The sequence below is a fragment of the Dyella humi genome, from assembly GCF_044904605.1.
Taxonomy (GTDB): Bacteria; Pseudomonadota; Gammaproteobacteria; order Xanthomonadales; family Rhodanobacteraceae; genus Dyella_B; species Dyella_B humi.
This window is the reverse complement of sequence record NZ_JADIKI010000022.1, coordinates 409,619-435,625: the sequence shown is the minus strand read 5'-3', so window position 1 is coordinate 435,625 and position 26,007 is coordinate 409,619. Positions and strand designations below refer to the sequence as shown.

The following is a 26,007-nucleotide window of genomic DNA, read 5'->3' as shown; positions in this document are numbered from 1 at the left end:
CTGGATCCAAAAGAAAGGTTGTTTACACGGATTCGATGACAATGCGCGGTTCGCAGCGCACCGGGAAATTGACGGAATTGGCAATAAAGCAGGCGTGGTGCGCATCTTCGTGCACGCGCTTGGCGACTTCGGGATCGCTACCGGCAGTGATGGTCACGCGCGGCCGCAGCACAGCCTCGGTGAAACGGCCATCACTGGCACCTTCCACCAGCGTGCCGACAGCTTCGTCGACGTACTCGGTCACCACCACGCCCGCCACCGCCGCAAGATGCAGGTACCAGAGCATGTGGCAGCTCGACAGCGCGGCGACCAACATGTCTTCGGGATTGTGCTTGCTTCCATCGCCACGAAAAGCGGCGTCGGACGAACCGGCGATCACCGGTTTGCCGGCAATGTGGATTTCATGTTCACGGCCATAACCCTGGTAGGTTTTGGTGCCGCTGCCGTGATTGCCGGTCCATACCACTTGAACTGGATACTGGTGCTGCTTATTCCCCACGTCGGCGCTCCTCGGCTTGCTGCATCAGTTCGGCCAGCTCGGCGTCGCGCCGGCCACCACGTTCAGCCAGTCCATGTAGAACACCTGCGCGATTAGTGTCGACATGGTTCTGGCTCAGCTTGAATTTGCCTTCGATGCGCTCGATCACGATGTCGATGCCCACGATTGCGCGCAGCATTTTTTCGATGTGATCTTCCGGCGCATCGTCGACGCGCCAGGGTTTCGGCTGCGAAGCTTCGTGCCGATTCGTCAGCCGCTCCAACAGCTGGCGCAGCCAGGCTTTGTCATCCACCACGCGCAGGCGACCATGCACGTGCACCACCGCATAGTTCCATGTAGGCACTTCGCGGCCTGTCACGTGCTTGCTCGGATACCAATTGGGGCTGACGTAGCCGTCCGCGCCGTGAAAGATCACCAGCACTCGTGCGCCATCGGCGTTCGCCAGTTCGTTGCCACGCGCTACGTGACCGTGCAACGAAGTCTCACCGGCCAATTCCAGCGGCAGGTGATTCGCAGCCAGCCCGTCGGCACCGTGCGTGATTACCGTGGCGAACGGGTAGTCACGCATCAGCGCATGCAGCACCTCAATGTGCGTTTCATGGAAGCTCTTAGGCAGGTACATGCCGTGTTCCGCAGCTCAGCGTTGCGCGATCAGCGAAGTCATTACCGCCTTCTGCACGTGCAGGCGGTTCTCGGCTTCGTCGATGGCGATGCAGGCCGGCGAATCCATCACCGCGTCGGTAGCCTTTATATTCCGGCGAAGCGGCAGGCAGTGGCTGAAGACGCCGTTGTTGGTGAGCGTCATCTTCGCTTCGTCGACGATGAAATGCTTGTGCGCGTCACGAATCGGCTTTTCGGCTTCCCAGTTGCCGAAGAACGGTAGTGCGCCCCAGCTTTTGGCGTAGACCACGTCGGCGCCGCGATAGGCTTCTTCGATGTTGTGACTGACGGTGAGGGAGCCGCCGTTTTCCTTCGCGTTCTGTTCGCCGTACGCCATATAGCGCTCGTCCAGCACGTAATCGGACGTTGGGCATAGCAGCGTGACGTTCATGCCCATTTTGGTGGCGATGAGTAGCGCCGAGTTGGCCACCGCGGTGTTGAGCGGCTTGGGATGATAGGTCCAGGTGAGCACGTACTTGCGACCGGTGAGATCGCCGAAGCGCTCCTTCAGCGCCAGCGCATGCGCCAGTTCCTGGCAGGGGTGCGTGATGGTTTCCATGTTGATCACGGGCACGGTGGCGTGCTGGGCGAACGCCTTGATGACGGCATCTTCGCGATCTACCGACCAGTCCTGGAATTTCGGGAATGCGCGTACGGCGATTAGGTCGACGTAGCGGCTCAACACGCGTGCCACTTCAGCGATGTGTTCTTCCGCTTCGCCATCCATCACCACATTGGGACGGAACTCGATCGGCCATGCATCCTTACCGGGCGAAAGCACGATGGCATGGCCGCCGAGATGAAACGCACCCAGCTCAAAACTCGTGCGCGTGCGCATCGAGGGATTGAAGAACAGCAGCGCCACCGACTTGCCAGCGAGCTGTTGGCCGCGCGGCGAACGCTTGAAGGCGGCGGCCTGTTCAAGCAGCGCATCGATCTCGGCGCGGCTGTAATCCTGAGTGGTGAGGAAGTGACGAAGCGACATCGTTGACTCCAGTCAGAAAAGCAAAAAACCCGGCGCAAGGGCCGGGTTTCGTCGTCGTATTACACATGCAACGTGGCGACAGCCTACCCGGCCGAATGTCGGTTCAGCGGTCGACGCGCACGCGAGGTCATGCCAGCGGCCATGCGGGCACTGGTAAGCACGGTAGCGGTATAGACGGCTGAAGACATGAGGGGTCCGGGTGGGTCGAATCCCAATCATGACGGGATTCTCGTTGCTGTGCAACAGGAAAGTTTACGCGTCAAAAAAGAAAAGCGACCGCGCCGGAGGCAGCGGTCGCCTGGAGACGAATCGGAGGGCCGATCAGTCGGCTGGCGATACGCTCACCCGCACCCGCAGGCGCTCGCCCGGATCGTAGCTCAGGCGCGACATGTAGACGTCGCCGTGATAGCGATATTCCACGTCGTAGCCAATGATCTGGCGCTGATCGCTAACCTGGGTGACCGGCTGGCAGACAGTCTGGTTGGAGGTGTACGTCTGCCCACCGCTGGAGACGGAATTGCCGACCGCGCCACCGGCCACCGCGCCACCGACGATGGCTGCCGTGTTGCCGCGGCCATGGCCAATAGTGCTGCCGAGCACGCCGCCGACGACCGCGCCCAGCACGGTGCCCACACCCTTGTTACCCGGGGTCTGCTGCACCACCTGCTGGTCATAGCACTGCGTGCTGGGGGTTGCCGTGCGGGCCACCCCGTACACCGGATCCACACGCAGGACGTCGGCCCATGCGTAATGAGCGTTATCGGGACCGGAAGCGCCACCACCCTGTGGAGGCGGCGGCGGATACTCCCCCTGCTGCGCCATGGCACTCGTGGAAAGCACGGCCAGCGCAAGCGCGGGGAGTAACAGCATCTTTTTGTTCATGAACAACCTCCGCAAAGGGGATGAAGGCGCATTTCCGCGCATGTGCAGATTGCAGCAAATTCACTCTGAATCCACGCTTAGAACTGCCGTGACTTAATGCTGATTTCAACGCTGTTTTCGAAACTTCGCCAGCTTTCAGAGCAGTTCGAGCGCAAGACCTTGATAAGATGACGGGCTTATTGACCCGACTGAGCCCGCCGCGGAACACCATCATGCCGATCTCGCTCTACAACAGCCTCAGCCGCCGCATCGAGCCCTTCGCGCCGCTCGATCCGAACCGGGTGACGGTGTACCTGTGCGGGCCCACGGTCTACAACTACGTGCACATCGGCAACGCGCGCGGCCCGGTGGTGTTCGACGTGCTGGTCAAGTTGCTGCGTCGGCATTACCCGCAAGTGATCTACGCCCGCAACATCACCGACGTGGACGACAAGATCAATACCGCCGCCATCCAGCAGGGCGTGCCGATCGGCACCATCACCAGCCGCTTCACTCAGGCCTACCGCGAGGACATGGCCGAGCTGGGCATTGCCGCGCCAGACGTGGAACCGCATGCCACCGCGCATATCGGCCCGATCATCGCCATGATCCAGGCCCTGATCCAGGGCGGACACGCTTATGAGGCGGAAGGTCATGTGCTGTTCGACGTGGCTTCCTACCCTGCCTACGGCGCACTGTCCGGCCGCGACACCGACGAGTTGATTGCCGGCGCGCGCGTGGAAGTGGCGCCTTACAAGAAGAACCCCACCGACTTCGTGCTGTGGAAGCCCTCCACGCCAGAACTGCCCGGCTGGGACAGCCCATGGGGACGCGGCCGGCCCGGCTGGCATATCGAGTGCTCAGCGATGAGTGCGGCGCATCTGGGCGAAACCATCGACATCCATGCCGGCGGCGTGGATCTGCAGTTTCCGCATCACGAAAACGAAATCGCCCAATCGACCTGCGCGCATGGTGGCAAGGTGTTCGCGCGCTGGTGGCTGCACAACGGCATGCTCACCTTCGAAGGGCGCAAGATGTCCAAGTCGCTGGGCAACGTGCTGCACGTGCATGAATTGCTCAAGCAGTATCCGCACGAAGCACTACGCCTGCTGCTGCTGCGCGGCCACTATCGCCAGCCGCTGGATTGGTCAGATGCGGCTATTGCGCAAGCCATCAGCACGCTGGACGGCTGGTACCGCGTATTGCGTGAACTTGGCGACATTGGCATCGACACTACGCAGCCTTTGCCGGTACCCGAACGCCTGGAAGCCACCCTTTGCGACGATCTGAACACCCCGCAGGCCCTGGCCGAATTGTCGGTGCTTGCCGATACCGCGCGGCAAACACCCAGCCAAGCCACCAAGGCCGCCCTGCTCGGCGGTGGCGCGGTGCTTGGCTTGCTGCAGCAGGATCCTGAAGCCTGGTTCAAGCAGGCCAGCAGCGGCACGGTGGATGCCGAACGCGTCGAAGCGCTGCTGGAGGAACGCCGCGCCGCCCGCGCCGCCCGCGATTTTGCGCGCGCGGATGCGATCCGCAACGAACTTGGCGCCATGGGCGTGGTGATTGAAGACGGCGCCCAGGGCACTCGCTGGAGCGTGGCCAAGCATTGAAATGGCGCAGTTCGGCCCGAGCTAAGGCGAACCGCGCGATAATACATTTATGAACACCCTTGCCCCCGCCAGTGCCGCCCAAGCCCAACAAGACATTGCCGACGAATTCGCTTTCTTCGGCGACTGGACCGAGCGCTACCAATACCTGATCGACCTCGGCAAGCAACTGCCGCCGTTTCGGGACGAGTGGAAGAACGAGGAGTACCGCGTACACGGCTGCCAGTCGATGGTGTGGCTGGTACCTAGCGGCGACGCTTCCAACATGCACTTTGACGCCACCAGCGACTCGGCCATCGTCTCCGGCCTGATCGCGCTGGTGCTGCGCGTGTATTCGGATCGTCCGGCGGCGGAGATCGTTGCGACCGAGCCGGCGTTCATCCAGGAGATCGGGCTGGCCAAGCACCTGTCGCCGACGCGCTCGAATGGTTTGGCGGCAATGCTGGCGAGGTTGAAGGCGTACGCGGCGGCGCTCGATAAGCGTTGATGATGTAGGTTGGCGCGAGGCGCAGCCGAACCCCAACCCGCAACGACAAAAAAGCCCCGCACTAAGCGGGGCTTTGTCGTTTCAAATGAAACCGCGATCGTCAGTCGCCCATCTGCTTCTGCAGATGCTCGCGACGTTCCTGCGCATCCAGCGACAGCGTGGCGATCGGGCGGGCATCGAGGCGTTCGAGACCGATTTCCTCATCGGTTTCCTCGCAGTAGCCGTAACGGCCTTCCTCAATGCGACGCAGTGCCTTGTCGATCTTGGAGATCAGTTTGCGGTACCGATCGCGGGTGCGCAGCTCCAGCGAGTTTTCCGTTTCGCGGGTGGCGCGTTCGGCCTCATCACCTACGTCACGCACCTCGTCGCGAAGGTTTTCCATGGTCTGGCGGGATTCTTCCACCAGTTGCTCGCGCCATTGACGGAGCTTGTTGCGGAAGTAGGCCAGATGACGAGGGTTCATGTACTCCTCGTCGGACGACGGGCGATAGCCCGGTGGCAGGTCGATGTTGACCGTAAGGGGGAGTGCGTAACGGCCGTCTTCGCGGGTTACACCATTATCGAGCGTTGTAGCGGAACTATTCATTGAGGACTGCGTGGTCTTCTGCTTTTTGCTGGTGGAGTTATGCGCAGTGGCATTCGCTACGCGCGGCGCCGTGGGCCCCACGGCACTGGCTACCTTGCCTGGGATGGGCCTGGCAGCGAGTGATGATACGGGGCGAGGTGTTGCAGTTTGTGTAACGGGTGGTGCCGGCCGCTTGGCTGCCGCCGTAGCGGGCGCCGGAGCTGGCTTGGCGATGGGCTTTTCGGCCACCTTCTTGGCTGGCGCCGGCTTGGCGACAGGCGCGGCGTGAGGTGCGGCGTGCTTGGGCTCCGGCTTCGGTGCCGGTGGCTTGGCAGCCTTCTTCACCGCCACCGGCTCGGCCTTTTTCGGCTGTGGCTTGGCGGCTGGCTTGGGCACGACCTTCTTGGCCGGCGCCTTCTTGGCAACCGTCTTGGCAGGTGCTTTCTTCACCGCAGCCTTCTTGACCGGCTCGGCCTTTTTAGCGGACTTGGGGGCAGCGACCTTGGCCTTGCTGGCCTTGGCTTCGTTGCTCTTACCCGCAGCCTTTCCCTTTGCAGCTTTCTTGGCGGCGGTGGTGTTACGCGTGGTTTTCGCCATTTACCTCACCATTTTGGCCTTGGCGGCCGGCTGTTATAGCCCAATACCCTTCACACCGGCAACCTTCCTTCTGGAATACTTGCGAATCGGGCGCCACAGGCGGTTTCGGCAATGTGAATGCCGTGAGTCGATTGATCCTCTTCCTACTCAACCTCTACAAACGCTTCGTGAGCCCACTGTTAGGACAGCGTTGTCGCTTTTACCCCAGTTGCTCCGATTATGCACGCGTCGCGGTGGCCCGCTTCGGCCCATGGCGAGGCGGCCTGCTGGCCGGATGGCGGATACTGCGCTGCCAGCCGCTGTGTTCGGGCGGCCACGATCCGGTGCCCGATCACTTCCATTTTTCTAGCTGTCGCTCGAGCCAAGAACGGGGAACAGGGAGCGAGGAACATTGAGCTCGCCGTACACTGGATGTTCCCTGTTCCCTGTTCCCTGCTCCTCGTTCCCCCTCATAAGGAACCCACATGTCCAACGATTGGTTGATCAAGAACGCCGAACTGGTCAATGAAGGGCGTCGCTTCCACGCCGACCTGCGCGTGAAGCACGGACGCATTGACAGCATCGGTGACAGCCTGCCCGCCCGCCCCGGCGAACAGGTGATCGATGCCACCGGACTGTGGCTGCTGCCGGGTATGGTCGACGACCAGGTGCACTTTCGCGAGCCAGGCCTTACGCACAAGGCCGACATCGCGCACGAATCGCGAGCCTGCGCGGCAGGCGGCATTACCAGCTTCATGGAAATGCCCAACACCAGGCCGCCGGCGCTGGATCGCGAATCGCTGGAAGCCAAATACGCGCGCGCAGCGGAAACCTCGGCGGTGAACTACGCGTTCTACCTGGGCGCCAGCAACGACAATCTGGAGGCGATCCGCACACTGGATCCCAAGGCCGCCCCGGGCATAAAAGTGTTCATGGGCGCCTCGACCGGCAACATGCTGGTGGACAATCCCGACACGCTGGACGGTATCTTCCGCGAGGCACCCACGCCGATCATCACGCATTGCGAAGACACGCCGATGATCGACGCGCTGCACGCCAAGGCGCGCGAGAAATACGGCGAACACATTCCCGCACGCGAACATCCGCTGATCCGTTCGCACGAGGCGTGCATCAAGTCGACCCGACTGGCGATCTCGCTAGCGCAGAAGCACGGCACGCGCCTGCACGTACTGCATATCTCCACGGCGGACGAACTGGCGCTGTTCCAACCTGGACCGCTCAAAGGCAAGAAGATCACCGCCGAAACCTGCGTGCACTTCCTGCATTTCAGCGATGAGGACTATGACCGGCTGGGTTTCCTGATCAAATGCAATCCTGCCATCAAGACGGCTGCCGATCGCGATGCCATCACGAAGGCGTTAGCGGAAGGCCGCATCGACGTGCTGGCTACCGATCACGCGCCGCACCTGCTGGAAGAAAAAGGGGAGCTCTACGACAAAGCCCCTTCCGGCCTGCCGCTGGTGCAGTTTGCGCTACAGGCCGCGCTGCAGCGCGTGACCGAAGGCAAGCTGACGCTGGAGCGCGTCTTGGAAGCGGTGAGCCATGCGCCGGCCACACTGTTTGACGTGCATGAGCGTGGCTTCCTGCGCGAAGGCTATGCCGCCGACCTGGTGCTGGTCGATCCGAACAAGCCACATACAGTGCGCCGCGGCGAAGTGCTGTCGAAATGCGGCTGGTCGCCGTTCGAGGGTTACACCTTCAGCAGTTCCATCGCGGCTACGTTCGTGAATGGTCGACGCGTGTGGGATGGCTCGAAGGTGGATGACGCAGTGCGCGGCGAGCGGTTGGCGTTTGATCGATAAAGCTCGCGAATTGCAGCAAGCCCCTCTCCCTTCGGCAGAGGGGAGCGGCGCCTCAGTGCAATTCGGAAACCGTCACTAACACCGGCCCGTTGTTGCCGGAGTTTCCAAGCACTCTCGTCTGTATATCGCTGGTCGCCAGCGTGCGGTCACCTTGCTTGATGCTCGCCGACACGGTGAAATCCGTACCGTTGTCCAGATCGCTAGGTTCGTAACTCAGCACGAACGACACGGGCGAAGCGCCGACCGGTGCGATGCGATCGGTTGCAATCGCGCGCGCGGGCGCATCCTGCCGGTTGAGCGTCACCACCAGATACGCATCGGGTGGTAGGTCATGCGCCAATTGATAATCGACTTCGCCAGTTAGCGATTTCATCAGGGTCTGCTGCTGCGGTGGCGCCTTCTTTTTCCCGAAGTGCGGCATCCAACTGCAACCGGCGAGTAGAAGCACGCCGGCCAAGAGCGCGGCATGGCGGATTTTCATGGAAATTCCTTGTCTGCAAACACGCGGATGATAGCAACCGCGCCGGGGACGAAGTTGAATCAGACCCGCCCGTTGCCGTAGCCGCCGGCCACACCTTTGCTGGCATAGGCCACCGCATCATGCGGATGCAGGCTTTCCTGGTGTTCGAGGCGTACGTGGAAATCCGCGATGCTGTCGTCGGCATCCAGCGCACGCTGGATGCGGCGCGCGGCGTCTTCGCAGAACATCAGGTTGCCGCCATTGGCGAGCGCGAAGGCTTGTTCGTCTTCGCGCTTCACCGCGGTCTGCACTGGTGTGCCCAGCGCCTGTTCGACGCGATCGAGCAGACTGATCAAATTCAACGGCGCACTGTCGGCGAAACGCACCAAAAGGCGCGCCACGCTGCGCTGCGCGTGCGGCGTGGCGACGATGCCCTTCTCGCTGCCAAGCCAGGCCAGCACGGCACCGTGATCCAGCGGCTTGCCGGCGTCGAAATCCTTGGCGAACTGTTCCTGGATCAATTGCCGCGACAAGGCGGCCGAAGCGGGACAGGTGGAGGAATAGACCACTTCCGTGCCCAGCTCCATACGGAAGCCGTCTTCGCACAGGCTGGCCTCGATGGAAACCGGATACGCCCGCCAGCCGCTGTTGCTGCTGCGCAGAGCCGCGCGGCGCACGAGCTGGTCGAAACGGATGCTGATGCGGGCGCGGTCGGCCAGTTCCTTGTGCGAATCGAGGAAGGCGCGCAGCAGCGATTCCAGCATGCCGGCGTCGACCGGCTTGGCGCTGAGGTACTCGTCGACCAGCAGGTACAGGCGCGACATGTGGATGCCGCGCTTATCCGGCCGGGTGAGATTGACGAATGCACCGACCTGGGCGGAGGAACGCTGCACCGTGCCGTCGCCCGCATCGAACAGCGCAGGTACTTCGATGCCATCCATGCCGACCCAATCCAGCGCGCCGGCCAGATGCGGCTGCGCCTGGCTAGCAACGTCGGGCATCAAACGAACGGTATTTTCGTGGGTATGCATGGGTGTTCCTTGGATCGCGCGTGCGGCTACCGGGCTAATCTTGGGGCAGCTTGCCGCGTCGCAACAGGTGCCGCGCCGGAAACAGTGCGTTTATCGCTTTCAACCGCCGACCTGCAACTGCCAGCGCTGGGCTGCCCGCCAGGCGCGCAGGGTGGTCATGAAGCCGCCGTCTGGCACGCCTTTCTGCAGCACTTTCAGGGGCTCTGCGGCACGCGCTGCCTTGCGTGCGAGACGTTCGCCCTCGCCAGCCTCCAGCGTGCGGAACACGCTGAGCGGGCCATCGAGGCGCGCGGCTTCGCCCCAGGCGGTACGCAGATCATCCAACTGGGCCTTGATGGCCTGGTCTCTTGCGTCGCTGTGTTGGCGCAAACTGGCGCGGTTCAGGCCGAAGCGGGCCAGGCGCGCCATGGGCAGCGGGAGGCGATCCCGTTCCACGTCGTCCTGCAGGCGGCGCAGCGCAAACAGCAGGTGGCTCAGGGTGGCTACTCGCGTGGCGCGTTCCGGCGACGCCGTTTCGCCGTACCACCATGCGGTCTCCAACTCGGCCAGGGCGCCGTGCAGCGCAGAAGAAGCATTGAACTGGGCCGCGAAATCCACCGCCGTGCCCTGGTCCAGTTGTGCCATCGATGCCAGTACCGGCGCTAGCCAGCGCTGCTGCGGCATGGCGTGTGCGCGTTCGTCATCGAACAGCACGCGGGTCAAGGGATGCCGACCGCCGCTGGCCGCCGCACCGCTGAGTTCTTCCGCCCACCAATTGAGCTTGGTGGCGGCCACGTGCGGCTCGCGAATGCCGTAGGCGGCCGACAGCAATTCCTGCTCAAGTGCAGCGAGCGCGACATGCCCCGGATATTTGTTCGGCGCCACGAACACCAGCGCCATGCGTTGCTGCGGTTGTACGGCTAGCCATTTGTCCACGTAGCTTTGCAGCGCGCCGTGGTGGGCAACCTCTTCGCTCACGCGGGAACCTTCAACTTGAGCAGCTCGATCAGGTCACGCGGGTGTGTCACCACTACGTCGGCGCCCCAGGCATGCGGATCGCCGCCGTCGAGATATCCCCACTGCACGGCAACGGTGTAGAGCCCGGCGTCGCGACCGGCCAACACGTCACGACGATCGTCGCCGACAAAGAAGCATTGCGCGGGATCGAGCCCCGCGCGCTCGCACGCCAACAGCACTGGCGCGGGATCGGGCTTGCGCACCGGCAAGGTATCGCCGGACACCACCGCGCACGCACGCTCGTCCCATCCGATCTGCTTGACCAGATCGTCGGTGAGATAGCCGGGCTTGTTGGTGACGATGCCCCAGGCGATGCCGTTGCCTTCGAGCATATCGAGCAGCGATTCGATGCCTTCGAACGGACGGGTATGGCGAGCCATCATGCTGTGGTACAGCTCGAGGTAGCGCGGCATGCGTTCGAGCAGCGCCTCGTCGCTTTCATCGAAGGCGCAACGCAAGATGGCGCGGGAGCCGCGCGAGACGACCGTGCGCACACTCGCATACGAAGGCACAGCCGCGCCGACTTCGCCGCAGTAGGTAGCCAATGCGGCATGTAGATCCGGCGCGCTGTCGAGCAGGGTGCCATCCAGGTCGAACAACATGCCTTGAGGTGATAGGGGCTGCGGCTTCATGTGGGTTTTCGTGCGCACACAAGATAATTGACGGCGGTGAAGCGGCTCTGCCACGCCTTGCGATTGATCGGGTTGTAGCCCAGGCCGCTGATGTCTTCCAGCTCCAGCCCTTCATGGCGCAACAGGCGTGCGAGCTCGGAAGGCTTGAGGAATTGCGCGTAATGATGCGTGCCGCGCGGCAACAGGCGCGCGATGTATTCCGCACCGATGATCGCAGCGCCGAACGCAGCCGGCGTGCGATTGAGGGTGGACATGAACAGCCGCGCGCCCGGCTTGAGCATCACGGCAAGATCGTGCACCAGCGCCGCTGGATCAGGCACGTGCTCGATCAATTCCATGCAGCACACTGCATCGAAGCTGGCCGGTTCGGATGCGGCAAGTTCGGCCGAAGATTGCTTGCGGTAATCCACCTTCAGGTTCGACTCGTGCAGATGCAGTCGCGCGATCTCGATCACCTTCAAGCTCATATCGATACCGACGACATCTGCTCCCGCGCGCGCCAGCGCCTCGCTAAGCAGGCCGCCACCGCAACCGACGTCGGCCACGCGCGCACCGCGCAGTGCTACACGCTTGGCCACATAGTCCAGGCGCACCGGATTGAGATCATGCAGCGGCCGCGATTCGCCATCGGGATCCCACCAGCGCGCGGCGAGCTTGTCGAAGTGCGCTATTTCCTTTTGGCTGACGTTTTGCGTGGCTTGCATAAGGAAAGACTCCTATTGGATGCGCTAATTTAATCTGCGTTCCATTCGTAAATCGTGACATCCCAGCCGCCGCTAGTATGCGCCGGGTCGTTGTGGGCGATCTGCAGCGCCTCTTCCAGCGATTCGGCCCGCAGCAGATAGGCGCCGCCGGACTGATCAGCGAAACCGCCGGACATCTCATTGCGTCCCTGTTCGCGCAGGGTGTCCAAAAATTGCCGATGCAGCGGGATGGCCGCTGGGTCGAGCTGCGGTCGGCGCATCAGGATGACGAGAAAGCGCTTCACGCCGGATCCAACGCCGCAATGCGCTCACGCCACGCATGGGTGCGCGCCATGATGCCGGCCACATCCATATCCACCAGCTCGCGCGCGGCCAGCTTGCGCTTGCCTGCCACCCACACGTCGGTGACCTGATGACGACCCGTGGCGTAGACCAGTTGCGAGATGATGTGGAACAGAGGCTGGGTTTCCAGATCGCTCAACCGCACTGCTGCCAGGTCCGCCTGCTTGCCGGCCTCGATCGAGCCGATCTCGGCGTCAAGGCCCAGCGCCTTCGCGGCCTGGATGGTGGCGGTACGTAACGCGAAGCCGGCGTCGAAAGCGGCGGCATCCTCCGCCACCGCCTTGGCCAGCAACGCCGCGGTGCGCATTTCGCCGAACATGTCCAGATCGTTGTTGGATGCGGTGCCATCCGTACCCAGCGCCACGTTCACGCCGGCCTTGCGCAGTTTTTCCGCCGGGCAGAAACCGGAGGCGAGCTTAAGATTGGATTCCGGGCAATGCACCACCGACACGCCGGCTTCGACGCAAGCGGCGATTTCGCCATCGGTGAGCTGGGTCATGTGCACGGCGATCAGGCGATCGTTCACCAGGCCGAGCTTCTGCAGACGCTGGAACGGACGCAGGCCGCTCTTTTTGCGTTCCTCATCCACCTCGTGCGCGGTTTCGTGCAGATGCAGGTGAACGGGAATGTCGAGCTGATCGGCCAACATGCGAATGCGTTCAAACGATTCGTCGGACACCGTGTACGGCGCATGCGGCGCGAACGCGGTGCGGATCAACGGATCGCTACGGAACGTGTCGTGTGTTTCGCCGGCGCGCTCGAAGTATTCGTCCTGCGTGCGCGCCCACCCCGTGGGGAACTGGATCACCGGTAGGCCGACGACGGCGCGAAAACCATGCTTGCGATACGTCGCGCCGATCGCATCCGGGAAGAAATAGTTTTCGTTAGCGCAGGTGGTGCCGCCGCGCAGCATCTCGGCAATGGCCAGTTCCACGCCATCGCGCACGAACTCGGGGCCGATCACCTTCGCTTCCACCGGCCAGATGTGCTGCTGTAGCCAGACCATCAAAGGCAGATCGTCCGCGAGGCCGCGCATCAGCGTCATCGGATTGTGCGTGTGCGTATTGATCAGGCCCGGGATCAGCACATGCTCACCCAGTTCTACCCGTTCGCGCGGCGCATAGGCGGCGCGTGCCTCGGCAATCGGCAGGATGGCGACGATGCGATCGGCATGGATCGCCACCGCATGCTGCTCCAGTACCACGCCGTGCGGTTCGACCGGCACGACCCAGCGGGCTTCGATGAGTACATCCACGGGCTGCGGTGCAGTCTGGCTCGTCATGATGGTTTTTTTATTGGGGGATATAAGACGGGGCGGCACATCTTACGATGCCCGCCCCGATGACTCGTTCGTCGCCGCGCCAAGACGCGGGCCGATGCGTTACTTCACACGGCTGACGTATTCGCCCGAGCGGGTATCGACTTTGATGGTTTCGTCCTGCGCGACGAACAGCGGCACGCGCACCACGGCACCCGTTTCCAGCTTGGCCGGCTTGCCGCCGCCGCCGGAGGTGTCGCCGCGAACACCCGGATCGGTCTCCACGATCTTCAGTTCGACGAAGTTCGGCGGCTGCACAGCGATCGGGCGGCCGTTCCACAGCGTCACCAGGCACTCCTCCTCACCCTTCAGCCACTTGGAGGCATCGGCCACGGCAGTAGCGTCGGCCTGGTGCTGCTCGAACGATTCCTGGTGCATGAAGTGCCAGAACTCGCCGTCGCTGTAGAGGTACTGCATGTCGGTATCGACCACGTCGGCGCCTTCATACGAGTCGCTGGACTTGAGTGTCTTTTCCGTGGTGCGGCCGTTCAGCAGGTTGCGAAGCTTGATGCGGGTGAAGGCCTGGCCCTTGCCCGGCTTGATAAATTCCGCGTCAGTGATGATCCACGGATCACCGTCGACGATGATCTTCAAACCATTCTTGACGTCGTTGAGACCATAACTGGCCATGTACTTCACTCCGATAAGGAAACCGCTGCCATCAGCGGCTAAAATGAGTCGTTCAAGGGTCACCAGGCCCCTATAGAGCCGCCTATGATAACCGGAAGCCCCGGCGCCCGCATTACACACTCGCCCCTGCCCCAGGCCGACTGGCGGCAGCTTTGGCGCGATGCCATCACCGATGGCCGTGAGTTGCTTGAACTGTTGGGCTTGAGCCACCTTGCCGAGCGCCTGCCTGCCGCGGACGCCGGTTTCGCGCTACGTGTGCCGCGCGGCTTTGCGACGCGCATGCGTGCGGGCGATGCATGCGATCCCCTGCTGCTGCAGGTGCTGCCCCAGCTTGCCGAGCTGGAGCAGGTATCGGGCTTCGTGACAGACGCCGTGGGTGATCTTGCGGCGCGCGAAGCTCAAGGCGTGCTGCACAAATACCAAGGGCGTGCCCTGCTGATCGCCAGCGGCAGCTGCGCGGTGAACTGCCGCTACTGCTTCCGCCGACATTTCCCCTATGGTGAAGAGATGGCGGCGGCCGGCCAATGGCGTCAGGCGCTGGACCACATCCGTCAGGACAGCTCTATCAATGAGCTCATCCTGTCCGGCGGCGATCCGCTAGCCCTGGCCACCGGCAAGCTGGAAGAACTCAGCCACGGCCTGGCGGATATTCCTCACGTCACCCGGCTGCGCATCCACACCCGCTTGCCGGTGGTGCTTCCTGAGCGCATCGACGGACCGTTCGTGACATGGCTCAAGGCGCTGCCGCTGCAGAAGGTGGTAGTGCTTCACGTCAATCACGCCAACGAGTTCGACGATAGCGTGGATATGGCCTGCGCACGTCTGCGTGAGGCAGGTGCCACGCTGCTCAACCAGTCCGTGCTGCTAAAGGGAATCAACGATGATGCCGATATACTGGCAGCATTGTCGGAGCGCATGTTCGCCGCGGGAGTGCTGCCGTATTACCTGCATCAGCTCGATCGGGTGCAGGGCGCGGCGCATTTCGAGGTGACCGATGTCCAGGCTCAGTCGCTGATCGAACGCTTGCGCGGCCGCCTGCCGGGTTACCTGGTACCCAAGCTGGTGCGCGAGGTCGGCGGCGACCCGTCCAAGCGGCCGCTTTGAGTTGTCTGCGCAGGCCATCCGGCCGTCTTGTCGTACCCGGCCGCCGCCGAGCGCTGATCTGCCCATGCGCTTCGTCACCAATGGATGCATTGACGCTGGCGGGTCTGAAGGGAATCCGTTAAAACGTTATTTCAGTGCCGGCTAGCCTCGGACGCCTTCCGCGCCAGCAGCCCTATCGAAGGAAAGCACGACGCGCCCATGAAGACAGACTCCGTCATCAAGATCCTCTTCGTCGAAAACTCGGTGGAGGACGCGGAACAGATCATTACCTTGTTGCGTAACGCTGGCACCGCCGTGCGCCCCGCACGGGCGACCACGCTCGAACAGATCCACGCAGCGCTCGAAGAACTCGGCCCCGACCTGGTGCTGTACAACCCCTCCGTCAGCGGCCTGCCCTTGCGCAGCGTGGCGCAACAGATCGAAGCCAGTTCGCGCGATATCGCTCTGGTCGCCTGCGTGCCCAAGGTCGACGAGCAAAGCGTGGCTGACATGTTCCAGGAGGGCGTGCACGGCGTTGGCGCGCGCAGCCAGCCCAAGCAGCTCATCACGGTGATCCGGCGCGAGTTCGATGCGCTCAACGCGCGCCGCCAAGTGCGACGGCTGGAAGCGGCCCTGCGCGAGTCGGAGCGCCGTTGCGACGCCCTGCTGGATTCCTCGAACGATCCGATCGCCTACGTGCACGAAGGCATGCACGTGCGTGCCAATCGCTCCTACCTGGATACGTTCGGCTATACCGATTACGACGATCTGCTCTGCCTGCCGGTGCTGGACCTGATCGGCCCATCCGACGCGGAAGCTTTCAAGAACCTGCTGCGTGCGCTGTCCAAGGGCGAGAAGGTCGAGCACCGTCTAGAACTGCACGCGCGCCGCGCCGATAGCAGCACCTTTCCAGCCACAGCCGAATTCGCCCACGCCACTTTCGAAGGCGAGCCGTGCTTGCAGATCGTGTTCCGTCGCCAGCAGATCGATCCGTTCCTGGTGGAACAGCTGCAGCGCGACACGGTTACCGGGCTCTTCAATCGCGCCCGTACTTTGGAGTGCATCGACAACGCCGTCGCCGCCGCCAGCGAAGGCCGCAAGGGCCAGACCTTGCTGCTGATCGAACCGGACAACTGGGCGCCGATCGTCAACAACGTCGGCCTGGGCAAGGCCGACGAGTTGCTTGCAGCTTTTGCGCATCGCGTCAACACGCAGCTCGGTCAGGAGGACATCGCCGGCCTGCTCGCCGAACACACTATCGGCGTGATTCTGCACACGGACACCGACGACGCGATCCGCGCCTGGATCGATGGCCTGCACAAGGCCATCTCCAGCGAAATCTTCGACCTCGGTTCGCAGTCGATCACGCTCACCGTCAGCATCGGCGGCAGCCTGTTGGGCGAGAAAAACGCCAACACCGACATGCTGCTGAACCAGGCCGGCCAGGCGCTGCGCAGCGCGCAAGGCCAGGGCGGTAACCGCAACGAATTGCACGACCCGGCCGCACGCGAGAAAGCCGATGCCGAGCGCGAACGCAACTGGCTAAGCCTGTTGCGCCGCGCACTCACGCAGAACGAGTTCATGCTGTACCACCAGCAGAGCATCAGCCTGCAGGACGCCGAGGGCGACTATTCGGAAATCCTGCTGCGCATGAACGGTCCGCAAGGCGAAGTCTCACCGGGCTTCTTCATGCCGATCGCCGAAAAGCACGGCCTCAACGCAGAGATCGATCGCTGGGTGCTCAGCCAGGCGATCACCGCGCTGAAGGCGCGCGACCGGCTGGGCGTGCCCACCACATTCTTCGTGAAGCTAACGCCCGACTCCATGCAGCAACAGGCGAACCTGCTGCCGTGGCTGGACCGCACGCTGAAGCAGGCTAGCCTCAAGCACGGCCGTCTCGTGCTGGAAATGACCGAAAGCAAGGTGGTGACGATGCTGCGTCCGGCGCAGGAGTTCATCACCGGATGGAAAAAGCTTGGCGGCTATTTCGCGCTGGAGCAGTTCGGCTCCGGCCTCAATTCCTTCCAGTTGCTCAACCACATCCACGCGGATTACCTGAAGATAGACCGCAGCTTCATGGCCGAACTGCCACAACATCCGGAAAACCAGAAGAAAATCACCGAGATCTGCCAGCAGGCGCATGAGATGAAGCGCCTGACCATAGCCGAGTGGGTAGAAGACGCCGCCAGCACTTCGCTGCTGTTCGCCTGCGGCGTGGATTTCGTGCAAGGCAACTTCCTGCAGGAGCCACAGCCGTTGGCTGTGAACGGGTGAACGCCTAAGGGATCAGGGACGGATAGCGATCACGTCCTTGTCACCAACTATGTCGACTTGCGCGAAACCGGCCGCATACAGTGCAGCCTTGAGCGCATGGAGATCGTTGTTGGGGTAGGCCTTCGCAATGCCGTTCACCTCGGCGGCTGCCTTATTGCTACGTCGGAGACGGCGAAGAACGAGAACGAGTACACCTCCCGGTCGAAGCACACGCTTCACTTCCTGCAGATCGTGATGCGGAGCGGGCCAGAACTGAAAGCTGTGCACCGACACAATCTTGTCGAACATTTCCGCTTCGAACGGAAGCTGTGAAACCGTTCCTTGGCTCACCTCGACAAGTCGAGTCGCGATATGGCGCGCATTGAGTCGCTGCGCTTGCTGCACCATCACTTCGGACAGATCGATCCCAGCCACGTATCCCTGGTGCACGCGATCCTCCAGCAGTTCGATCAATTGCCCAGGACCACAGCCAACCTCCAGGATGTGATCATCCGGATGAACGTCGAGCAGTTGTAGCGCGCGCTCGTTGTCACCGCGATTGAGCGCCAGCATCAGCCACCCGAGTACCGCCCCGGCGACACCGTGCGGTTCGGCCGGTTGTGATTTCCGGATCATGGCCATGTCAGAACGCGGAAATGCAAAAGCCCCGCGGATAGCTCCACGGGGCTTTTGTACGAATCATGGCGAAACGGATTACTCGGCAGAGGAAATGGAAGCGCCGATGTCTTCCTTGATGCGCGCTGCCTTGCCTTCCAGGTTGCGCAGGTAGTACAGCTTGGCGCCGCGCACTTTGCCCCTACGCTTCACCTGCACCGATTCGATGCTCGGGCTGTGCGCCTGGAACACGCGTTCCACGCCGGTGCCGTGCGAGATCTTGCGGACGGTGAAGGCCGAATGCAGGCCGCGGCTGCGCTTGGCAATAACCACGCCCTCAAACGCCTGCACGCGCTCGCGATTGCCTTCCTTCACCTTGACGTTGACCACTACGGTGTCGCCAGGGCCGAACTCCGGCAGCTGGCGGGTGATCTGCTCGGCTTCGAACTGTTCGATGATCTTGTTCATGACAACACCTGTCTTTGTTCAATGATTGCGGTCTTCATCGGCCGCATCGTTTTGCCGTGGCTTGGCTTGCGCATGCTCACGGCGGAATTCATCCAACAGCGCACGGGATTCCTTATCCAGCGCGCGCTGCGCCAATAAATCGGGACGCCTCAACCACGTTCGTCCCAGCGATTGCTTCAGACGCCAGCGGCGAATGGCCGCATGATCGCCGGAAAGCAGCACCTCCGGTACGTCGCCCAGTGCATCGTGCACCGGTTTTGCGTAGTGCGGACAATCGAGCAGACCGTTCGAGAACGAATCCTGCTCGGCCGATTGCGCGTCATTCAACGCGCCTTCCTGCAAGCGGCCCACCGCGTCGATGATCACCGCGGCACCCAGCTCACCGCCTGACAGCACATAATCGCCGATGGACAGCTCCTCGTCGACCTCATGCGCCAATAGACGCTCGTCCACACCTTCGTAACGTCCGCAAAGTAGAGCGATGCGCGGCATCTCGGCCAGCGCTTCCACCCTGCCTTGCGTCAGCCGCGCTCCTTGCGGACTGAGGTAAATCAGATGCACCGGTTTCGGTGCCGCTTCGCGCATCGCCTCAAGGGTTTTGCGCAAAGGCTCGATCAGCATCACCATGCCGGGACCACCGCCGCAGGTACGGCCATCCACGGTACGGTAATTGTCGGTGGCGTAATCGCGCGGGTTCCAGGTTTGCACCTGCAGCAGCTCGCGTTGCTGCGCGCGTCCTACCACACCGACGGCGGCGCACTGGCGCATGAAGTCCGGAAACAGCGTGACGACATCGATGCGCATCGGATCCTCAATCCCGCTTCTCAGAATTCAGGATCCCAGTCCACCACCATGCGCCCGCCGGAAAGATCCACCGAACGCACGTAAACACCCTGGACGAAAGGAACCAGCCGCTCGCGCTCGCCATCCCTTACTACCACCACGTCGTTAGCGCCGGTCGCGAACACATGACTCACGCGTCCCAACGCTACGCCTTCGGTGGTGACGACCTCGAGACCTTCGAGATCGACCCAGTAGTACTCATCCTTGCCGGGTGGCGGCAGTAGCTCGCGGGCAACGTAGATATCCTGCCCTACCAGCGCCGCGGCGCCATCCCGATCGTCTACCCCGGGCAATTTGGCGATGAGCCCTTTGCCCTGGGGTCGACCATTGACACTTTTGATCTCCATTTCCTGGCCCGGCGCCGCTGAGAGCTGCCAGGGCTGGTACTTGAAGATCTGCGTGCGTGGCTCGGTCCAGGATTCCACCTTGATCCAGCCCTGCACGCCGTACAACCCGACGATGCGTCCAACTAGGACGCGCCGACCGGCTGCGATCATGCTCAAGCAGCCTGCTTGGCGGCTTCCTTCACCAGCGAGGCGACCTTGTCGCTCAGCTGAGCGCCCTTGGCCACCCACTCCTGCACGCGGGCCACGTTCAGCTCAAGGCGCTTGTCCTTGCCGGAAGCCACCGGGTTGTAGAAACCTACGTTTTCAATGCTGCGGCCGTCACGCGCGCTGCGCGAATCGGTCACAACGACGTGGTAGAACGGACGGCCCTTGGCGCCGCCGCGCGAAAGACGAATCTTGACCATAGTAAAAAACTCCAGAGTTGCCGACGTGTCCGGCAAGCACGTCCTAGACCGGACGCGGTAAACGCGACATTTTAATGAAATTGGTGGAAAAAGGAAGGGGTTAGCGCATCGGGGGGAAGCCGCCACCCATGCCGCCCATCCCCTTCATGGCGCCTCGCATCTGCCGCAGCAGGCCCTTGGAGCCACCTTTGGAGAGCTTGGACATCATTTTTTCCATCTGCATGTACTGCTTCAGCAGGCGATTGACGTCCGCCGGCTGGGTACCGGAGCCACGCGCCACGCGTGCACGGCGGGAACCGTTCAGCAGGTCAGGATGACGGCGTTCCTTCTTGGTCATGGAACCGATGATGGCGATCATGCGTTTGATCTCGCCATCGTTGACCTTGGACTTCACGTTCTCGGGCAGCGAGGAAACGCCGGGTAGCTTGTCCATCAGGCCGGCCAAGCCGCCCATGTTGTTCATTTGCTCGAGCTGGTCGCGCATGTCGTTGAGATCGAAGCGCTTGCCCTTCATCACCTTGGTGGCGAGCTTCTGCGCTTTTTCCTGATCGACCTTGCGCTCCACTTCCTCGACCAGCGACAGCACGTCGCCCATGCCGAGGATGCGCTGCGCGATACGATCCGGGTAGAACGGCTCGAGCGCGTCGGTCTTCTCACCAGCGCCGAGGAACTTGATCGGCCGGCCGGTGACGTAACGTACGGAGAGCGCCGCGCCGCCGCGGGCATCGCCATCGGTCTTGGTGAGCACCACTCCGGTGAGCGGCAGCGCCTCCGCGAAGGCCTTGGCGGTGTTGGCGGCGTCCTGGCCGGTCATCGAGTCGACCACGAACAGGGTTTCGATCGGCGTGATTGCGGCGTGCAGCGCCTTGATCTCGGCCATCATCGCTTCGTCGACGTGCAGGCGGCCGGCGGTATCCACCAGCAGCACGTCAATCACTTCCTTGCGCGCCGCGATGATCGCAGCTTTGGCGATGTCGACCGGATCCTGGTTTCCTTCCGATGGGAAGAACCGCACGCCCACCTGCTCGGCCAGTGTGCGCAACTGCTCGATGGCGGCCGGACGATATACGTCGCAGCTCACAACCATCACGCGCTTTTTCTTGCGCTCAGTAAGGAAGCGCGCCAGCTTGGCTACGGTAGTGGTTTTACCGGCGCCCTGCAGACCCGCCATCAGCACCACGGCCGGCGGTTGCTGGGCGAGGTTCAATTCGGCATTGGCTGTGCCCATCACCGTGGTCAGCTCGTCGCTGACCACCTTAACCAGCGCCTGACCCGGCGACAGACTCTTGAGCACTTCCTGGCCAACCGCGCGCACTTTCACGCGCTCGATCAACGCCTGCACCACCGGCAGCGCCACGTCGGCTTCCAACAGGGCGATACGCACCTCACGCAGCGATTCGCGGATATTTTCCTCCGTCAATCGACCACGGCCGCGCAGGCGGTTGACGGTGGTGGAAAGGCGTTGACTAAGCGATTCGAACATAAGGGGCTGATAGGTAAAGCAATGGGCTGACAACTATACCAGACCCGCCTGGTTTCTCAGGGAGCGGCAGTCCAAATCGACATGACGTGCGTCCTCCTGGCTTAGTCGCGTGCTTCCACGCGCCGATAGGCGACATATGAGTACACGACCGGGATCAGTACGGCGCTCAAAGCAATCCCTAGTAGCCAAGTGACCGGCGCGCTTGTAAGAGCAATTGCCATGATGGCCATTCCCGCCAGCATGAAAAGCCACCCACTCATGCGATGCGTGCGCTCCCATACCGCATCGCTGGCAAGCGTCCACGGCGTGCGGATGCCGATGAAGAAATTCTTGCGCAATTTGCCCATGTAGTTGCCCATGACCATGAACAACACGCCTGTGGCAAGCGCGCAGACCAGCGGCATCTGTACAGGATGACCGGCCGCATTCAGCAGCACCCCCAACGCCGAAACGAGCACGTATGCCTGCACGGCGAGCATGATAAGGACGTATACCGAAACAAATGACTTGATGTCGTAACCACGCGGTGAAATGACTGGCAACAGAAGGGTAAGCACAGCAAGCACCGCTATCGCGATCATCGGCGTGGCCACAGCTCCAAGCGGCGACATGTAACCATTGATCCGGCCCTGCGCATTCCAGTGTGTAGGGACACGTGCCGGCATGTGTGGGTACAGCCACACAAACACGGCCATCAGAACGAGCAGAAACAGGGCTGATATAAGCAACGTGCGCACGGGTTTCATCGTTTGCCTCCTCGCGCTCCAGCGGATGGAAATAGATCGAGCACCATGCGGGTCAAGTCTTCCATCACGGTGCTGTTGAGCGAATAGACGATGTACTGACCGCGCCGCTCCGTGCGAACGAGGTCCGCATGCTTGAGCACGGTGAAGTGATGCGATAGCGACGCACCAGTGATGTCAAAGGCCTCGCCGATTTCGCCCGCGCTCATCGGACCGCTCTGCAGCCGCTTGAGGATGGCGCGGCGCGTGGGATCGGCAAGGGCGCGGAAGACGGCTTGCTGCTTCATGGGCACAGCGGGCTCCGGTTAGATGAGTAGATATTTAGACAAATTTCTAAATATTGCAAGTGCCGACTTCGCCGCGTTCACCGCGCTCCCACCCTGTGCCACACTTGCACGCCATGTTAGCCGCCCTCTCCGTCTTCGCCATCGCCGGTTACCTGCTTGCCAGCGGATTGCTCGCGTGGCCGCTGTTCAATGGCAATGCCGCCGCACCGACGAAGCTGGCACATCCGGCCCTGGTCATCGCCACGGTTGCCGTAGCGGCACACGCCACCTGGCTGCTGGCGACGCACCGCGGCGCCCTGGATCTGCACTTCTTTGCCGCATTGTCGCTGGTGGCGTGCGTGGTGTCGGCGCTGACGCTTGCGGTGAACCTCACCCGCCCAGTGGTAGCGCTCGGCGTGATCGTATTCCCGCTCAGTGCGCTGCTGTTGCTCATCGACAGCTTTCTCGCTCCACCGACTGTGCCCATCTCGATGGATTGGCATATCAAGCTGCACGTGACGGTCGCGCTGCTCGCCTTCAGCGTGCTCTCCATCGCCGCCGCCATGGCCATTCTGCTTGCCATCCAGGAGCGGGCACTCCGACACCGTCACATCACTCCCTGGCTGAGCGCGCTGCCGCCCTTGACGCTGACCGAATCGTTGCTGTTTCGGCTGATTGGCGCGGGCTTCACGCTGCTCACGGTGGCACTACTTACCGGCATCCTGTTCGTCAATAACCTGTTCGGCCAGCACCTTGTGCACAAGACGGTGCTATCGATCATCGCCTGGCTGGTGTTCGGTGCCCTGCTCTACGGGCGCTGGAAACACGGATGGCGAGGGCGTAGCGCGGTGAATCTCACGCTGATCGGCATGAGCGTGTTGGTGCTGGCATTCTTTGGGTCAAAGTTTGTGTTGGAAGTGATCCTGCACCGCGCGGTGGATTAGCGCGCTGGCTTAGTCTCCATCCACAGGCGCGGCTCTGGACTATGACGCCTCAAGCGGCTTTCCGGTATGACCGTTCGCCATGCGCATGCAGTTGAAAACCGAAGGGGTCTACCGGTGTCTCGAATCAACGCGGCTCGTATCGATATCAAACGCGCGTGCTGTGCCATCGCATTCTCCATCGTGACTGGCACGGCGCTGGCCGGCCAATCCAGTGCCCCTGCCACGCCGGTGGATTGGGTGAATACGTTTATTGGCACTGGCGGCGAGGGCGCGGAATACGGCGGCACCATGCCGCTGGTCACCACGCCGTTCGGCATGACCAACTGGACCGCGCAAACGCGGCAGAACCGTATCAGTGTCAGTTCCTACGAATACCACGATAGCTATATCCACGGTTTTATCGGCACGCATCAGCCGGCGATCTGGATGGGCGATTTCGGCTACGTCACCCTGATGCCCGAGATCAGCGACGGCATCAACTACGCACCGGAAGCGCGTCGCCTGGCCTTCAGCCATCAGGACGAAATCAGCACGCCGTACTATTACGCGGTGACGATGCACGACGCAGCAGCGCACCCCGTTCGCGCCGAAATCACCGCCACCGATCATGCCGGCTATCTACGCTTCACTTATCCGCGCGGCGTTACTGCAAAAGTGTTGATCGAGGCAACGCGCCCCGGCATCGAAGGCTTCGTACGTATCGACGCCAGCCGCAACGAAATCATTGGCTACAATCCGGACCGCATGGATGCGCACCTGGGTCCACTCAAGCTGCCTAACTTCAAAGGTTACTTCGTGGTGCGCTTCAAGCAGCCGTTTACGGAAGCGAAGGTCTATGAAGGTACATTGACCTGGCCCGATAAGCAGGAAGTAAAAGGCGATAACGTAGGTGCCTTCGCCAGCTTCGACACTAGCCGGAACACCGAGGTGGATGTGCAGGTGGGCACCTCATTCATTAGCATCGAACAGGCGCGCGCCAACCTCGATGCAGAAATGCCCAGCTGGAATTTCGACGCCCTGCGCGATGCGTTGAAGGCTACATGGAACCGGAAGCTCGGTATCGCCATCATCGAAGGCGCCAGCGACGATCAGCGTCGTATCTTTTACACCGGCCTGTATCACGCCCTACTCTACCCTAGGCTGATGTCCGAACAAGGACGCTACTACAGCGCATTCGACGACAAGGTGCACAATGGCACCTCGTACACCGCGTATTCGATCTGGGATATTTTCCGCGCCGAGAACAGCCTGCTCACGATCTTCGCGCCTGAGCGCATCGATGGCATGGTGCAGGCGTTGCTGCAGGATTATCAGGAAGGTGGCTGGATGCCGAAGTGGCCCAACCCTTCCTACACCAACATCATGATCGGCACGCATGCCGATTCGTTGGTGGCCGAAGCCATCAATAAAGGCTTCAAAGGTTTCGATTATCAACTTGCTTATCAGGCCGTCTACAAGGATGCGATGACACCGCCCGATGGCGACACCACGCGGCGCTGGTTCGATCGCGAGCCACACACGCCTTACGAAGCACGCGCTGGGCTCACCTATGCCGAGAAGCTGGGCTATATCCCTGCCGACAAGATTTCGGAAGCCGCCTCTAGCACGCAGGAAGAATCATATGACGACTATGCCGTGGCGCAGGTCGCCAAAGCGGTCGGCAAGATGGACGACTATCGCTTCTTCATGCACCGCTCCAGTAATTACCGCAACCTGTTCAACCCGACGCGCGGCTTCATGCAAGCCAGAAATAGCGATGGCAGTTGGGCATCCCCCGATGACGGCTGGACCGAAGGCGATCAATGGGTCTATCTGTTCGCCGCCTTGCATGATGTTCCGGGTGTGGTGAAGCTGCTCGGTGGCCCACAAGCGGCATCAGCCAAATTGGATGCGCATTTCAACGGCGGCCATAACCGCCACGACAACGAGCCCAGTCATCACTACGGCTATCTGTATGACTACGCCGGGGAACCGTGGAAAACCCAGGCTCGCGTGCGCGAGATTGCAAAGGATGCCTATTCCAACACCATCAGCGGCATCCTCGGCAACGAGGATTGCGGACAAATGTCGGCCTGGTATGTGTTTACCGCGATGGGTTTTTATCCGCTCAATCCCGCGTCGGGCGAGTACGTGATCGGCAGTCCCTTGTTCACTCACGTCAGCTTGAACCTTCCTAACGGCAAGCGCTTCGAGATCAGCGCACCGGACAATTCTGCGCAGAACATTTACATCCAATCCGCGACACTTAACGGCAAACCGCTGGATAGCCCCGTGATTTCCTACGCACAGATAGAAGCGGGTGGCACATTGAATTTCGTGATGGGCCCCAAACCTTCCCGTTGGGCGGCTGATTGGCATCCGCAGGCATTGCTGTAACGCCGT

Annotated in this window: 29 protein-coding genes; 8 read left to right on the top strand and 21 right to left on the bottom strand. The window is 61.9% G+C overall.

Annotated features, from left to right (window positions below):
* Positions 1-22 precede the first annotated feature (22 nt).
* From ISP18_RS06890 to ISP18_RS06875, 4 genes are all read right to left on the bottom strand, one after another.
* On the bottom strand, positions 23-499 hold the full coding sequence (locus tag ISP18_RS06890; RefSeq protein ID WP_380008532.1) for an OsmC family protein: 477 nt from the start codon (positions 497-499) through the stop codon (positions 23-25).
* Positions 489-1,121: an FMN-binding negative transcriptional regulator gene (locus tag ISP18_RS06885; protein ID WP_380008529.1), complete on the bottom strand. Its 633-nt coding sequence runs from the start codon at positions 1,119-1,121 to the stop codon at positions 489-491. Before ISP18_RS06885 ends, ISP18_RS06890 begins: the two co-directional genes overlap by 11 nt.
* Positions 1,122-1,136: 15 nt before the next feature.
* Positions 1,137-2,144: an N-acetylornithine carbamoyltransferase gene (locus ISP18_RS06880; protein ID WP_380008526.1), complete on the bottom strand. Its 1,008-nt coding sequence runs from the start codon at positions 2,142-2,144 to the stop codon at positions 1,137-1,139.
* Positions 2,145-2,465: 321 nt separating this feature from the next.
* Positions 2,466-3,026, bottom strand: coding sequence for a glycine zipper 2TM domain-containing protein (locus tag ISP18_RS06875; RefSeq protein ID WP_380008523.1), 561 nt, complete (start codon positions 3,024-3,026; stop codon positions 2,466-2,468).
* 212 nt (positions 3,027-3,238) lie between these two features.
* Here ISP18_RS06875 and cysS point away from each other — a divergent pair, with 212 nt between their 5' ends.
* Both cysS and ISP18_RS06865 read left to right on the top strand, forming a co-directional pair.
* Entirely contained in the window at positions 3,239-4,615 is a 1,377-nt protein-coding gene (gene cysS / locus ISP18_RS06870) for a cysteine--tRNA ligase (RefSeq protein WP_380008520.1), read from the top strand.
* Between the two features lie 49 nt (positions 4,616-4,664).
* Positions 4,665-5,099 (top strand): SufE family protein, encoded by a 435-nt coding sequence (locus ISP18_RS06865; RefSeq protein ID WP_380008517.1) that lies wholly within the window; start codon positions 4,665-4,667, stop codon positions 5,097-5,099.
* 100 nt (positions 5,100-5,199) lie between these two features.
* Here the strand turns inward: ISP18_RS06865 and dksA are convergent, their stop codons facing one another.
* A complete protein-coding gene (gene dksA, locus ISP18_RS06860; RefSeq protein WP_380008514.1) occupies positions 5,200-6,261 on the bottom strand; it encodes an RNA polymerase-binding protein DksA in 1,062 nt (353 codons plus the stop codon).
* A 122-nt stretch (positions 6,262-6,383) separates the two neighbouring features.
* On the opposite strand from dksA, the gene yidD reads away from it, so the two are divergent.
* On the top strand, positions 6,384-6,656 hold the full coding sequence (gene yidD, locus ISP18_RS06855; RefSeq protein WP_380008511.1) for a membrane protein insertion efficiency factor YidD: 273 nt from the start codon (positions 6,384-6,386) through the stop codon (positions 6,654-6,656).
* A 69-nt stretch (positions 6,657-6,725) separates the two neighbouring features.
* Positions 6,726-8,063 (top strand): dihydroorotase, encoded by a 1,338-nt coding sequence (locus ISP18_RS06850; protein WP_380008508.1) that lies wholly within the window; start codon positions 6,726-6,728, stop codon positions 8,061-8,063.
* A 52-nt stretch (positions 8,064-8,115) separates the two neighbouring features.
* Here ISP18_RS06850 and ISP18_RS06845 read toward each other — a convergent pair whose 3' ends face one another.
* The 8 genes from ISP18_RS06845 to efp form a co-directional block, all read right to left on the bottom strand.
* A complete protein-coding gene (locus tag ISP18_RS06845; protein WP_380008505.1) occupies positions 8,116-8,544 on the bottom strand; it encodes a YbaY family lipoprotein in 429 nt (142 codons plus the stop codon).
* A 59-nt stretch (positions 8,545-8,603) separates the two neighbouring features.
* Positions 8,604-9,554 carry a GTP cyclohydrolase FolE2 gene (gene folE2, locus ISP18_RS06840; protein WP_380008502.1) on the bottom strand — a complete coding sequence of 317 codons (951 nt, stop codon included), beginning with the start codon at positions 9,552-9,554 and terminating at the stop codon, positions 8,604-8,606.
* A gap of 99 nt (positions 9,555-9,653) precedes the next feature.
* Positions 9,654-10,511, bottom strand: a complete 858-nt coding sequence (locus ISP18_RS06835) for a squalene/phytoene synthase family protein (protein WP_380008499.1) — start codon at positions 10,509-10,511, stop codon at positions 9,654-9,656.
* Positions 10,508-11,182 carry an HAD-IA family hydrolase gene (locus tag ISP18_RS06830; RefSeq protein WP_380008496.1) on the bottom strand — a complete coding sequence of 225 codons (675 nt, stop codon included), beginning with the start codon at positions 11,180-11,182 and terminating at the stop codon, positions 10,508-10,510. Before ISP18_RS06830 ends, ISP18_RS06835 begins: the two co-directional genes overlap by 4 nt.
* Positions 11,179-11,886 carry a bifunctional 2-polyprenyl-6-hydroxyphenol methylase/3-demethylubiquinol 3-O-methyltransferase UbiG gene (gene ubiG, locus ISP18_RS06825; RefSeq protein ID WP_380008493.1) on the bottom strand — a complete coding sequence of 236 codons (708 nt, stop codon included), beginning with the start codon at positions 11,884-11,886 and terminating at the stop codon, positions 11,179-11,181. The genes ISP18_RS06830 and ubiG overlap by 4 nt, the downstream gene beginning before the upstream one ends.
* A 29-nt stretch (positions 11,887-11,915) precedes the next feature.
* Complete coding sequence (locus tag ISP18_RS06820) at positions 11,916-12,170, bottom strand: YciI family protein (RefSeq protein ID WP_380008490.1); 255 nt, start codon at positions 12,168-12,170, stop codon at positions 11,916-11,918.
* On the bottom strand, positions 12,167-13,510 hold the full coding sequence (locus tag ISP18_RS06815; RefSeq protein WP_380008487.1) for a TRZ/ATZ family hydrolase: 1,344 nt from the start codon (positions 13,508-13,510) through the stop codon (positions 12,167-12,169). The genes ISP18_RS06820 and ISP18_RS06815 overlap by 4 nt, the downstream gene beginning before the upstream one ends.
* 99 nt (positions 13,511-13,609) lie before the next feature.
* Entirely contained in the window at positions 13,610-14,176 is a 567-nt protein-coding gene (efp, locus tag ISP18_RS06810; RefSeq protein ID WP_380008484.1) for an elongation factor P, read from the bottom strand.
* 84 nt (positions 14,177-14,260) lie between these two features.
* On the opposite strand from efp, the gene epmB reads away from it, so the two are divergent.
* Together epmB and ISP18_RS06800 are read left to right on the top strand one after the other, a co-directional pair.
* Positions 14,261-15,280 carry an EF-P beta-lysylation protein EpmB gene (epmB, locus tag ISP18_RS06805; protein ID WP_380008481.1) on the top strand — a complete coding sequence of 340 codons (1,020 nt, stop codon included), beginning with the start codon at positions 14,261-14,263 and terminating at the stop codon, positions 15,278-15,280.
* Between the two features lie 198 nt (positions 15,281-15,478).
* Positions 15,479-17,533 carry an EAL domain-containing response regulator gene (locus ISP18_RS06800; protein WP_380008478.1) on the top strand — a complete coding sequence of 685 codons (2,055 nt, stop codon included), beginning with the start codon at positions 15,479-15,481 and terminating at the stop codon, positions 17,531-17,533.
* Positions 17,534-17,545: 12 nt separating this feature from the next.
* Here ISP18_RS06800 and ISP18_RS06795 read toward each other — a convergent pair whose 3' ends face one another.
* The 8 genes from ISP18_RS06795 to ISP18_RS06760 all read right to left on the bottom strand — a co-directional run bounded on the left by ISP18_RS06795 (position 17,546) and on the right by ISP18_RS06760 (position 22,702).
* Positions 17,546-18,148 (bottom strand): class I SAM-dependent methyltransferase, encoded by a 603-nt coding sequence (locus ISP18_RS06795; protein WP_380008475.1) that lies wholly within the window; start codon positions 18,146-18,148, stop codon positions 17,546-17,548.
* A 78-nt stretch (positions 18,149-18,226) separates the two neighbouring features.
* Positions 18,227-18,595: a 50S ribosomal protein L19 gene (gene rplS, locus ISP18_RS06790; protein WP_380008472.1), complete on the bottom strand. Its 369-nt coding sequence runs from the start codon at positions 18,593-18,595 to the stop codon at positions 18,227-18,229.
* Positions 18,596-18,613: 18 nt separating this feature from the next.
* Positions 18,614-19,399, bottom strand: a complete 786-nt coding sequence (gene trmD, locus ISP18_RS06785; protein WP_380008468.1) for a tRNA (guanosine(37)-N1)-methyltransferase TrmD — start codon at positions 19,397-19,399, stop codon at positions 18,614-18,616.
* A 20-nt stretch (positions 19,400-19,419) separates the two neighbouring features.
* A complete protein-coding gene (gene rimM, locus ISP18_RS06780; protein WP_380010962.1) occupies positions 19,420-19,935 on the bottom strand; it encodes a ribosome maturation factor RimM in 516 nt (171 codons plus the stop codon).
* 2 nt (positions 19,936-19,937) lie between these two features.
* On the bottom strand, positions 19,938-20,189 hold the full coding sequence (rpsP, locus tag ISP18_RS06775; RefSeq protein WP_380008465.1) for a 30S ribosomal protein S16: 252 nt from the start codon (positions 20,187-20,189) through the stop codon (positions 19,938-19,940).
* A 100-nt stretch (positions 20,190-20,289) separates the two neighbouring features.
* A complete protein-coding gene (gene ffh, locus ISP18_RS06770) occupies positions 20,290-21,672 on the bottom strand; it encodes a signal recognition particle protein (protein ID WP_380008463.1) in 1,383 nt (460 codons plus the stop codon).
* Between the two features lie 101 nt (positions 21,673-21,773).
* Complete coding sequence (locus ISP18_RS06765) at positions 21,774-22,418, bottom strand: SdpI family protein (protein ID WP_380008460.1); 645 nt, start codon at positions 22,416-22,418, stop codon at positions 21,774-21,776.
* Entirely contained in the window at positions 22,415-22,702 is a 288-nt protein-coding gene (locus ISP18_RS06760; RefSeq protein WP_380008457.1) for an autorepressor SdpR family transcription factor, read from the bottom strand. Before ISP18_RS06760 ends, ISP18_RS06765 begins: the two co-directional genes overlap by 4 nt.
* Positions 22,703-22,815: 113 nt before the next feature.
* Between ISP18_RS06760 and ISP18_RS06755 the strand changes: the two genes are divergently transcribed.
* A complete protein-coding gene (locus tag ISP18_RS06755; protein WP_380008454.1) occupies positions 22,816-23,625 on the top strand; it encodes a cytochrome C assembly family protein in 810 nt (269 codons plus the stop codon).
* 114 nt (positions 23,626-23,739) lie between these two features.
* Positions 23,740-26,001, top strand: a complete 2,262-nt coding sequence (locus ISP18_RS06750; protein WP_380008451.1) for a GH92 family glycosyl hydrolase — start codon at positions 23,740-23,742, stop codon at positions 25,999-26,001.
* The last annotated feature ends 6 nt before the right edge of the window (positions 26,002-26,007 follow it).